Origin of the sequence: Allobosea sp. TAB14, assembly GCF_052113865.1 — a bacterium.
GTDB lineage: Bacteria > Pseudomonadota > Alphaproteobacteria > Rhizobiales > Beijerinckiaceae > Allobosea > Allobosea spartocytisi.
Genome location: NZ_JBFRDQ010000081.1, coordinates 21,731 through 33,126 on the forward strand (window position 1 = coordinate 21,731; position 11,396 = coordinate 33,126).

Here is an 11,396-nt window from a genome sequence, read left to right on the forward strand (position 1 = left end):
GTGCCACAGCTCAGGGAACGCGCATCCATGTCGAACGTCGTCGTACTTGGAACTGGAATGGCTGGCTTCGGTGCGGCGCACCGACTCCGGGAGGAGGGCATCACGCCCGTCATGTACGACAAGAATTCGTATTATGGCGGCCATACGATGTCGTTTCGTCACGAGCCGGGCTTCACCTTCGATATCGGGCCGCRCATCTCCTTCACCAAGGACGAGCGCATCCAGGAGCTGTTCGCCGACAGCGTCGATCAGCTTTACGAAACCATCCAGATCAACCTGAACAACTACTGGCGGGGCTACTGGCCGCAGCATCCGGTCCAGCTTCATCTGCATGGCCTGCCGGAGGAGGTGATCGTGAAGGTGATCGCCGATTTCGTGGAGGAGCGGCAAAAACCGGAGGGGCCGATCAACAACTACAATGACTGGCTGGTCGCCAGCTTCGGCTCGACCTTCGCCGAGCTCTTCCCGAAGCAGTACACGCGCAAATACCATCTCACGACGGCCGAGAACATGAGCACCGACTGGCTGGGGCCGCGAATCTACCGGCCGACGCTGGAGGAAGTGCTGCGCGGGGCGATTTCCGCCTCATCGCCGAACATCCATTACATCACGCATTTCCGCTACCCGAAGCAGGGCGGCTTCGTGTCCTATCTGCGGGACTTCGTGCCGAAGGGAAACATCAAGCTCAATCACGAGCTGACATCGATCGATCCCCGGATCAACGAGATCGAATTCTCTAACGGCATCCGGACCCGCTACGACGCGCTGATATCGTCGGTGCCGCTCCCGGACCTCATCCGCATGATCAAGGGCGTGCCGGCCGACGTGCTGGAAGCCTCGCGCAAGCTCGCCTGCTCGTCCTGCGTGCTGGTCAATCTCGGGGTGGACCGCGCGGATATCTCCAGCGCGCATATGTCGTATTTCTACGACGAGGACATCTGCTTCACGCGCCTCGGCTTTCCGCACATGCTCTCCGAGGACAATGCCCCGAAGGGTATGGGAAGCATCCAGGCGGAAGTCTATTTCTCCGACAAGTACAAGCCCTTCACAGGCAAGCCCGAGGACTGGATCCAGCCGGTCATCGACGATTTGCGCCGCTGCGGGCTGCTGCGCGACGGCGACCAGGTCGTGTTCAAGACGGCAATGTATCTGCCCTATGCCAATATCATCTTCGATCTCGATCGCGCCGCCGCCCTCAAGACGGTTCACGGCTATCTCGACGAGATCGGGATCGCCTACTGCGGCCGCTATGGCGACTGGGGCTACATGTGGACCGACGAGAGCTTCAAGAGCGGCGAGGCGGCGGCGGAGGCGGTCCTGTCGCGCTCCGCGGCGCTCGACGTCCGCCAGAGGGCGCGTATTGCATGAGCGGCAAGATCGACATCGATGTTCGCGCCGGCGAGCCGGTCGATCTGTCCGGGTCCGGGCTGCAGGAGTTTTGCGTCAGTTCGGTGGCCACCGGCTCCTCCAAGCCCAGCCGGGTCGGGCTCCTGGCCCATTGCGGCACGGGCAATCTGGGCGACGAGGCCTCCATCACGGCGGTGCTCGACAACATCACGCTCCGGTCGCCCGGAGTGTCGATCGTCGGCCTGTCGATGGACCCCGAAGACACCACGCGCCGGCTCGGAATTCCCTGCTATGCGATGCGTCAGCGGGTTTTCCCGTTCCAGCGGGAATGGTCGTCGGCATCGCATCCCGCCGGCCCGGGCGGGTTCGCGGGGCGGCTGAAGGCGACCGTCAAGAAAACGGGGCCGCTCTTCCACATCGCCAATGCGCTGAGGCATGCACTGGTCGTATGGCCCTCGCAGTTCTTCCGCGAAATCATGTTTCTGCTGCGTTCGCTGCTTCTGGTCTGGGAGCTCGACATGCTCGTCATCGCCGGGGGCGGACAGCTTCTGGACTGGGGCGGCCCCTGGGCGTTTCCCTACACGTTGTTCAAATGGGTCCTTCTCGCCAAATGCGCCAACGTCCAATGCATCTTCGTGAACAATGGCGCGGGTCCGCTGGATTCCTCCCTGAGTCGCTGGTTCATCCGGCGTACGCTTGCCATGGCCGACTATGTGTCCCTGCGCGACGGCGCGTCGGGCGACTTGCTGCGGAAGATCGGCTTTCGCGGCAAGATGAAGGTCGTTGCCGACGCGGTGTGGGGCCTTCGGCTGCCGGAGCGGCCGGCGAAGGAGCCGGTCATGCCGAGCACTCAGCTCGTGATCGGCGTCGGGCCGATGGCCTATGGCGATTCAAAGCGGCACTGGGTCAATGACGATCAGGGCTATCGACGGCTAATCGACAACCTCGCTGCGTTCTGCGGCCAGATGCTGGCGCGCGGGCATCGGATCAGGCTCTTCAGCAGCGATATCTGGTTCGATTCCCAGGCGATCGCCGATCTCGACGCCGCCATCCGGCAGAGCTTTCCCGCGCTGGCGCCGGATCGTGTTACGCGGGAAACGGTCGAGAGCATCGCCGACATGCTGACGGCGCTCTCTCATGTAGATTTTTACGTCACCTGCCGCTTTCACGGTGTCGTGTTCGCGTCGTTGCAGACCGTGCCGACCATCGCGCTTGCACCCCATCCCAAGGTCACCACCCTGATGGAAAGCCTGGGCTTGTCGGATTACTGCGTCGATATTGCCCGCTGCGACGCGGCGGATTTGGTCGCCAGAGCCGACCGGCTGATTGCCGACAGGGACGGAATCAAGGCGCGCATCGGTGTGCGCGCCGCACAGTTCAAGTCGCAGCTCAATCTGCAGTTCAACGCCTTGTTCCTGGCGAATGAGAAAACTTGCGCCGAGGGAACGCGATATTCTCAAGAGGGGGCCCTGAGATGAACGCGCAAACCGGTCCGTTGGTCAGCGTCGTGACACCCGTCTACAATGGCGCGGAATTCCTCAGGGAATGCATCGAAAGCGTGCTGTCCCAAACCTATCGGAATTGGGAATACATCATCGTCAACAACGCCAGCACTGACGGCACTCTCGAAATCGCCGAGGAGTATTGCCGGCGGGACAGCCGCATCCGCGTCGTCAGCAACGAGACGCTGCTGCCGATCATCGCCAATCACAACAGGGCTTTCGGCCTCATCTCGAAGCAGAGCAAATATTGCAAGGTCGTTTCGGGTGACGACTGGATCTATCCGGAATGCCTCGAGAAGATGGTCGCTCTCGCCGAAGCCCATCCATCCGTCGGTATCGTCGGCGCATACCAGCTCAGCGGCGGCGCGGGCATCTGGTACGTTCGGAATGTCGGCCTGCCCTACGCGCAGACGGTCGTCCCAGGGCGAGAGGTCTGTCGGGCCCATTTGCTCGGTACGCTGAGGGTATTGGGAAACCCGTCATCGGTCATGTATCGATCCGATCTGATCCGAAATTCCGACGAATTCTTTCCGAATCCGACGCATGAGGCGGATATCAGCGCGTGCCTCAAGCATTTGCGCTATGAAGATTTCGGCTTCGTGCACCAGATCCTGGGCCATGAACGGATTCATCGCCAGACCGCGACGGCTGTTTCGCTCGAAAATAATGCCTATGTCTCGGCGGAAATCAGCGACTGCCAAGAATATGGCGGCTGGTATCTGACCAAGCAAGAGCTCGAAACACGGGTCGACGAGCTGCTCGACCAGTATTACGCCTATCTCTCCTCCAGCGCGTTCAAGTTCCGGGACAGGAAATTCTGGAATTACCACGCCGGACGGCTGCGGGACCTCGGACACCGGTTCGACGGGCGGAAGCTTTCGATGGGAATTGCCAGAAAGGCGATGGATCTGATCCTGAACCCAAAGGGAACGGTTCAGATTCTGAGCAAACGAATTCGCCTGCATTACATGTTCAAGGGAGTTCGTGCGCCGTAAATCGACAGGACTCAGCGATACTTTCTTCGTATTCGGCCGCGCTTTAAGTCCACCTCGTTCGCTGAGATCGAGCCGACGTCGCTGGTTGTCGCCAGCTGACGTTAAGGATGGCAGGCCGGAAACCGTTCTGGAATGGCTAACGGATCGTTAATTGACTTGCCGGCGAGACTTTTTTGGATAACAATCCCTTACGTAGATGCCGATGGATGGATCGCCTGTCGATCCGTTGCCTAGTCTGCCTTATGGCGCGCTGATGAGATGCCGCGCCTTATGCCTGCGCTAATCGCTATGTCTGACGATCTTTCATGCTCGTATCTGGCGTCTTATGTCTCCGTATCTCGCGGAGTTGTATCATTTTTTACTCTGAGTTCGATCGTATTAACTAGTATTAAATGGTTTCTTTCTTGGGATTTCTGTGTGATATTTCTGCGTAAATGAATGCAGTGTGGTCGGCGATATGTGACGAGAGGAGGTTTCGAGACAAATTCCAAATGAGACTTCGGTCTCATCATCTTAACAAGAAACAAGAATATTAAGCAGATTTACCGGGGGCGTCAGTTTGAGTTGTGTTTGCCCTTTCGGCGGGAGGTTTCAAATGAGGGAGAGCAAAGCCTTCGGGATCGTTCTCATAGGGAAATATTCTCTGATGCGAGAGGGGGTTCATCGCGTTCTTCAAGAAAACAACTTTCGTATCATCGACTCGATCTCCGGAATCGACCAGCTGAGCGGTAAGTCTCGTGTCCAGAACAGCCTTTTTCTTGTCGTCTACACCAACGACGCTTTCGATCTCATCATCGGAGAAATCGAACTTGTGAGGGATCGGTATCCGGATGCGCATATCGCGGTCGTCGCCGATCGCTATGGACCGGCTGAGCTCGCGGCGGTCTTCAAGGCCGGCGCCAGCGGTTACCTCGTCAACACCAATTCCTGCGATGCCTTCGTCAAATCCATCGAACTGGTGATGCTGGGCGAAACGGTCTTCCCGCCGACATTTCCTTCCGCGGTTCCCGCCGCAAAAAAGCCCCGCCGCCCTAAGGCCGGTCCCGCCGCGGGCGAGGATGACAGGGCGTCTCCCAGCTCTCCCCCGGATGAGACGGTCGCATCGCTGCTGTCACCACGGGAAATGGGGATCGTCAGCTGCCTGGTCGATGGGGATTCCAACAAATCCATCGCGCGCAAGATCGGCATCGCCGAAGCCACGGTGAAGGCCCATGTCAAAGCGATCCTACGCAAGATCCGGGTCCAGAATCGAACCCAGGCCGCGATCTGGGGAATGAACAACGCGCTGCTGCTGCAACCGGCCAACAACAATGCCCGGGCGGCCTCCGCCAGCGCCGGCAAGAGACTTCCGGATTCCGCTGCGGGTGTCGGCGCCTATCAATAGCGAAAAGGCCGGACGGGGCGTGTGACATCGGCCTTGCCCGGCTCGACATCGTCGCGCCCTTCGGATTGGTGCAAGGCGCTCGCCGTTCTCGCGCCATCTCCCGTAGTTTCGGCATCCCGTCAAAAATGCTCGAATGCCATGGCCAGCCGGCTGGCGGCATGGCATTCGATCGGTTTGCCCGGCGGCCGAAACCTTGCCGCTCCTGCAGGGAAAGCAGCGATTCGTCATGTTCCTGGTTTGCGGCGAAGCCCTCATCGATCTTTTCGTCGCTCCGGCGGACGGGAGCGAGATGCCGGCGCGGGCCGTCGCGGGCGGTTCGCCTTTCAACCTTGCCGTCGGCCTCGCGCGGCTCGGCATGCCGGCGGCTTTCCTGGGCGGTCTTTCGCGCGACCGCTTCGGCGCATTTCTCGCGGAGCGGCTGGCGAAGGAAGGCGTCGACGGGCGCTTTCTGGCGATGAGCGACGAGCCGACGACGATCTCCGCCATCGTCACCGCGCAGGATGGCCAGCCGGGCTATTCCTTCCACGGCGAGGGCGCTGCCGATCGCCGGCTCATGCCGGCCGATCTGCCGGCCGTGCTGCCGCCGGAGATCACGGCGCTGACCTTCGGCTCCTATACGATGGCGGTCGAGCCGGTCGCTTCGACGCTCGCGGCCCTGGCCGGGCGCGAGGCGGGCCGGCGGGTCATCAGCGTCGATCCCAATCTGCGGCCGATGATCGTCGGCGACATGGCCCGCTGGGCCGAGGCGGCCGAGCGCTTCTATCGTGTGGCGACCATCATCAAGGCGAGCGAAGAGGATATCCGCATCGCCTGGCAAGGGCAGCTCGCGATCGGCGAGGCTGCATCCTATTGGCTCGAGCGCGGTGCCGGCCTGGTCGTCATCACAGAAGGGGAGCGCGGAGCGACCGCTTTCAACGCCGCTGGGCAGGTTTCGGTGCGGGGGCGCCCGGTGCGGGTCGTCGATACCGTCGCGGCCGGAGACAGCTTCCATGCGGCGCTGCTGGCGCAACTCGCGAGGGCAGGGCGGCTGAGCCCGGCCGCCATCGCGGCACTCGATCTGCCCGCACTTGCCGAGTTGCTCGATTATGCCACGGCGGCGGCCGCCGTGACGGTCACGCGACGCGGCGCCGACCTGCCGACGGATGCCGAGGTGCAGGCGGCTCGCGCGGAATGTCCCGGTTGCCAATGAGGCGATGCGAAGCCGTACGCGGCTTCGATTCTTAGCCGCGACATCGCGCCACAGCCTCCGCCCTCAGACTCGTTCGAACGTCGCTTGGCGAKACTAAGCGCCAATATTATATAGATGCTTATGACCAGCATGCCTACAAAGCCGCCGCCGACCGTGGGTTTTCTGCTCCATGATGTCGCGCGCCTTTTGCGCAAGCGTTTCGAACAGCATGCGCGCGATTCCGGGCTGACCCGTTCGCAATGGCAGGTGCTCGCCTACATCGATCAGAATGCCGGCATTCAGYAGGGTGCGCTGGCCGAGCTCATGGATGTCGAGCCCATCACGGTCGGGCGCATCGTCGACAAGCTCGAGGGCTGCGGGCTGGCGGAACGCCGGCCGCATGCGACCGACAGGCRCGTCTGGCAGCTCTATTTGACCGAGAAGGCCGGGCCGAAGCTGACGGAGCTGCGCGCGCTCGGCGAAATCACGCGGGCAGAGGCGTTCGGCGACATTCCGCAGCCCGAGCGCGAACAGCTTCTCGCGACGCTGGGACAGATGAGAACCAATCTCACGGCCGCCTGCCAGATGCGGGTGGCCGAAAGGCAGGTCCAAAATGGATGACGCAGCCAGAAAGACCGAGGCGGCCGCCCAAGCCGTCCCTGACGAGGAGGCTGAGCCCGGCTCCCCAGGCAATGTGACCGAGATCAGGCGCATCGAGCCCAAGGCGCCCGCCCAGCCGCAGCCGGCGGCGAAGGCGCCGGAAACTACCACGCTGACCGCTCCTCCCCAGGCTGCGACGGCCCCCGCGCCGCCGGCCCGACGCAGCCGCACGCGACGCCTGCTCTTCGCGCTTCTGCCGATCGCGCTCGTCGCTGGCGGCTATTACTACGTCGTTGGCGGACAGGTGATGTCGACCGACAACGCCTATGTGCAGGCGGACATCCTCGGCATCTCGACCGATGTCGCCGGCATCGTCAGCGAGATCGACGTCCGCGACAACCAGACCGTGAAGGCGGGCGACGTGCTGTTCCGGCTCGACGACAAGCCGTTCCGCTTCGCGCTGGAGCGGGCCGATGCGCAGATCGGCGTGGTCCGCAACGATCTCGAAGCGCTGAAGGCCAGCTACAAGACCATGCAGAGCCAGATCGAGCAGGCTCGCACCGACATCGCCTTCTACGAGACCGCCTTCAAGCGCCAGCAGGACCTCGCCACCAAATCCGTCGCCTCCYAGGCGACCTACGACCAGGCCAAGCATGATCTCGATGGCGCAAGGCTCAAGCTGGCGCAGCTCGAAAGCCAGCTTGCCGGCATCGCCGCCAACCTCAACGGCACGCCCGATGCGCCGGTCGAGGAGCATCCGCGCTATAAGGACGCCGTCGCGGCCCGGGCCGAGGCGCAGCGCCAGTTCGAGCACACGACGGTTCGCGCGCCGATGAACGGCGTCGTCACCAATGTACCTTCGCTGCAGAAGGGCCAGTATCTGGAGGCGGCGACCAGCGCCTTCAGCCTCGTCTCGACCGACCATGTCTGGATTCAGGCCAATCCGAAGGAGACCGAGCTCACCTGGGTGAAGCCCGGACAATCGGCGGAAATCTATGTAGACACCTATCCGGGCGCCGCCTGGAAGGGCACGGTCGACAGCATCAGCCCGGCCTCGGCCGCGAGCTTCTCGCTGCTGCCGGCGCAGAACACCAGCGGCAACTGGGTCAAGGTGGTGCAGCGCATCGCCATGCGTGTGAAGATCGACACCCCCGCCGACCAGCCCCAACTGCGTGCCGGCATGAGCGTGACGCTCGACGTCGACACCGGCCATGAGCGCGGTCTGCCGAGCTTCATCTCGGGCGCCTTCGGCAAGAGCGCCAAGTAGAGCGGCCAGGTAGAGCGCGCCAAGTAGAACAAGACCAGCAAACAGAAGAGGCCTGTCATGGCCAGCTCAGCCGCCGCGACGACCCCGGTTGCCAATCGCGGCGCCATCACCGCCTGCGTGATCCTCGCGGTCATCATGCAGGCGCTGGACACCACCATCGCCAATGTCGCGCTGCCCTATATTCAGGGCAGCGTCTCGGCGAGCGCCGACCAGATCAACTGGGTCCTGACCTCCTATATCGTCGCGGCGGCGATCATGACGCCGCCCTCGGGCTTCCTGGCCGCGCGTTTCGGCCGCAAGCGCGTGCTCTCCGTCGCGATCGTCGGCTTCGTCGTGGCCTCGATCCTGTGCGGCGCGGCCCAGTCGCTGACGCAGATCGTCGGATTCCGTTTGTTGCAGGGCTTTTTTGGCGCCGCGCTGGTGCCGCTCTCGCAGAGCATCCTGCTCGATATTTACACGCCGGAGGAGCGCGGCTCGGCGATGGCGCTGTTCGGCGTCTCGGTCATGGTCGGGCCGGTGCTCGGCCCCGTGCTCGGCGGCTGGCTGACCGAGAACATCTCCTGGCGCTGGGTCTTCTACATCAATCTGCCGCTCGGCATCCTGGCGCTGGCGGGCGTTTCGATCTTCGTCACCGAGACCAAGTCGAGCGCCCTCGCCAAGCTCGACTGGATCGGCTTCGGCTCGCTCAGCCTCGCGATCGCGGCGCTGCAGCTCTTCCTCGACCGCGGAGCGCAGCTCGACTGGTTCGAYTCGCTGGAGATCATCTTGGAGGCGACGGTCTGCGTCGCGGCGGTCTACGTCCTGGCGGTGCACACCTTCACGGCGGAGAACTCCTTCATCAAGCCGCGCATGTTCCTCGACCGGAACTTCAATGTCGGGCTGATCTTCATCTTCGTCGTCGGCATCTGCTATCTGGCGTCGCTCGCGCTGCTCACGCCTTTCCTGCAGACGCTGCTGGGCTATCCGGTGGTGACGGCCGGCATCGTCATGGGGCCGCGGGGCCTTGGCACCATGGCCTGCATGTTCCTCGTCGGGCGATTGATCGGAAAGGTCGACACCCGCATCCTGCTCGGCGCCGGGCTCCTGGTCAGCGCCTGGGCGATGTACGACATGACCGGCTGGACGCCGGATGTCTCGCAGCAGACGATCATCGTSACCGGCTTCATCCAGGGMGCSGGKCTSGGCCTGCTCTTCGTGCCGTTGACGACGATCACCTTCGCGACGCTGCCGGCGGAGTATCGCGGGGACGGCACCGGGCTCTACAATCTCTCGCGCAATATCGGCTCCAGCGTCGGCATCTCGCTGGTCAGCTATCTCTTGACCCGCAACGTGCAGGTGAACCACGCCGAGATCGCCAATTATGTGACGCCGTTCAACCGCATCTTCGACATGCCGGCGATCAGGCATGCCTGGGACCCGACGACGCTGACCGGCCGCGCGGCGCTGGACGAGGTGGTGACGCGGCAGGCGACGATCATCGCCTATGTCGACGACTTCAAGCTACTGATGATCCTGTGCCTGGCAGCCTTGCCGTTCCTCGCGCTGCTGCGCACGCCGCGCCAGCAGGCGGCCCCGTCCGACGATCACGCGATGGTGATGGAATAATGCTGCTGCCGAGCGGCCGATGGCCGTTTTATTCAGTGGGAGCCGCGGTCCATCAGGCAATGTCGCGGACAAATTCACCTTAGGTCATTTCTCGGCTTGCACTTTGCCTGCGTCTCGCATTGGATCAGAGATGCGAGGAGCAGGTTTACGGTTCGTTAACGGTAAGAGATCGTTTTATGCGTTCGATGCGTGTCCGGCCACCCGTGACGGTGCCGATCCGGATGCCCTCCGTACGGGACATCCCGCCGCCTGCCAACGACAACCGCCCCGTCGAGCACGAGACGGTGGCAAGCCTTCTGATCGGCCGTTCGCTGCTGATTATCGGCGTTCTGGTCGCGGCCGGGCTCATGCTCGGCTGGGCCGGGTGGCTGGGGCGAGCCGTCTGGCGAACGCTGCATTGATGCCGGGGCGTCCTCCGGCCGCCTGAGGCCCGAGGACGCTGACCCAAAATCGGTCACCTTTGGTTGCGACACATTTGAACGGATATCTAAATTTTTAAGGAAGTAGCCGCTTCCTGTCTCTGACGGCAGCGGGCAAACCCAGGCAGCAATGCAAGGCCATATCGCTGCCGGATGCCCGTCTCGAGCGAAATGGGGACAGCGTGACGTCGGACTCGATCGAACAGCAGATTGAACAGGCCGTGCGGGCCGATGCCGCCCGGCGCGAAACGGGTTTGGAAGACGCGCTGCGCCGCTGCGAGAGCGCGGGCGAGGCGGTGTTCCTGTTCGGTGGTGACAGCGCGACGATCCATGCGCTGCGCAGCCGCATCCGCTGCGCCTTTCCCGGCCTGCGCCTTGCGGGCATCTGCGACGCCGATTTCTCCGGCCCGGCCGGCCGCGCGATCCTCGACCATATTGCCGCCTGCGCGCCGGACGTGGTCATCGTCGACGTGGCTCCGAAGCGCCACCGGGCGCTGATCGCGGAATTCGCGGCCCATGGGCTGCATACGGGCCTCGTCAACCTGCCCGGCACCTTCGCGCGCCACGCGGCCGCGCAGCCGCAGACCGGTGCCACGGCGGCAAGCCTCGCTGCCCGGCTACCCTCGCGGATCGGTCAAGCCATGAGCGGTTTCGCCGCAGCCATGCGCTTTTCCGGCATCATCGCCCGCCAGCTCGTTCATGACGTCGCCCCGCGCCCGGTGTCGCAGGCCTATCACGCGCTCCGCCGCGACGGCTGAGCCGGCTTTTCTCCGCAACATCTGATTTTCCCGAGAAGCGGAATCCGCTTCTCGGCCGATGCTGCGATGACCGTCACACCGCGTTCCGGAACGCCTTGGAACTGAACACCGTCCGGAACAGGATGGCGAGGTCGAGCGTGAACGACCAGTGGTCGATATACCAGAGGTCATGGGCGACGCGCGCCGCCATCTTCTCGTCGGTGTCGGTCTCGCCGCGCAAGCCGTTGACCTGCGCCCAGCCGGTGATGCCGGGCTTGACGTTGTGGCGGCGGGCGTAGAGCGCGATCTTGCGCTCGAACTCCCGGTCATGCGCCAGGGCATGGGGGCGCGGCCCGACCAGCGACATATGGC

At 63.2% G+C, this 11,396-nt stretch carries 11 protein-coding genes; 10 read left to right on the forward strand and 1 reads right to left on the reverse strand.

The window, feature by feature from the left end; genetic code table 11:
* Window positions 1-27: 27 nt before the first annotated feature.
* The 10 genes from AB4Y99_RS13940 (at window position 28) to AB4Y99_RS13985 (ending at window position 11,045) form a co-directional block, all read left to right on the forward strand.
* Complete coding sequence (locus tag AB4Y99_RS13940) at window positions 28-1,368, forward strand: protoporphyrinogen/coproporphyrinogen oxidase (RefSeq protein ID WP_441523732.1); 1,341 nt, start codon at window positions 28-30, stop codon at window positions 1,366-1,368.
* Window positions 1,365-2,825: a polysaccharide pyruvyl transferase family protein gene (locus AB4Y99_RS13945; RefSeq protein WP_441523733.1), complete on the forward strand. Its 1,461-nt coding sequence runs from the start codon at window positions 1,365-1,367 to the stop codon at window positions 2,823-2,825. The genes AB4Y99_RS13940 and AB4Y99_RS13945 overlap by 4 nt, the downstream gene beginning before the upstream one ends.
* Window positions 2,822-3,844, forward strand: a complete 1,023-nt coding sequence (locus AB4Y99_RS13950) for a glycosyltransferase family 2 protein (RefSeq protein ID WP_051987549.1) — start codon at window positions 2,822-2,824, stop codon at window positions 3,842-3,844. The genes AB4Y99_RS13945 and AB4Y99_RS13950 overlap by 4 nt, the downstream gene beginning before the upstream one ends.
* Window positions 3,845-4,439: 595 nt before the next feature.
* Window positions 4,440-5,228, forward strand: a complete 789-nt coding sequence (locus AB4Y99_RS13955; protein ID WP_081925167.1) for a LuxR C-terminal-related transcriptional regulator — start codon at window positions 4,440-4,442, stop codon at window positions 5,226-5,228.
* 226 nt (window positions 5,229-5,454) lie between these two features.
* On the forward strand, window positions 5,455-6,417 hold the full coding sequence (locus AB4Y99_RS13960) for a carbohydrate kinase family protein (protein WP_441523734.1): 963 nt from the start codon (window positions 5,455-5,457) through the stop codon (window positions 6,415-6,417).
* 129 nt (window positions 6,418-6,546) lie between these two features.
* On the forward strand, window positions 6,547-7,017 hold the full coding sequence (locus AB4Y99_RS13965) for a MarR family winged helix-turn-helix transcriptional regulator (protein WP_441523735.1): 471 nt from the start codon (window positions 6,547-6,549) through the stop codon (window positions 7,015-7,017).
* On the forward strand, window positions 7,010-8,263 hold the full coding sequence (locus AB4Y99_RS13970; RefSeq protein ID WP_441523736.1) for an HlyD family secretion protein: 1,254 nt from the start codon (window positions 7,010-7,012) through the stop codon (window positions 8,261-8,263). The genes AB4Y99_RS13965 and AB4Y99_RS13970 overlap by 8 nt, the downstream gene beginning before the upstream one ends.
* A gap of 57 nt (window positions 8,264-8,320) precedes the next feature.
* A complete protein-coding gene (locus tag AB4Y99_RS13975) occupies window positions 8,321-9,868 on the forward strand; it encodes a DHA2 family efflux MFS transporter permease subunit (RefSeq protein ID WP_441523737.1) in 1,548 nt (515 codons plus the stop codon).
* Between the two features lie 176 nt (window positions 9,869-10,044).
* On the forward strand, window positions 10,045-10,269 hold the full coding sequence (locus tag AB4Y99_RS13980; RefSeq protein WP_038359392.1) for a hypothetical protein: 225 nt from the start codon (window positions 10,045-10,047) through the stop codon (window positions 10,267-10,269).
* 200 nt (window positions 10,270-10,469) lie between these two features.
* On the forward strand, window positions 10,470-11,045 hold the full coding sequence (locus tag AB4Y99_RS13985) for a WecB/TagA/CpsF family glycosyltransferase (RefSeq protein WP_441523738.1): 576 nt from the start codon (window positions 10,470-10,472) through the stop codon (window positions 11,043-11,045).
* 73 nt (window positions 11,046-11,118) lie between these two features.
* On the opposite strand, the gene AB4Y99_RS13990 is transcribed toward AB4Y99_RS13985, so the two are convergent.
* Window positions 11,119-11,396, reverse strand: a 278-nt coding sequence (locus AB4Y99_RS13990; protein WP_441523739.1) for a sugar transferase, incomplete at its 5' end; no start/stop codon positions are given.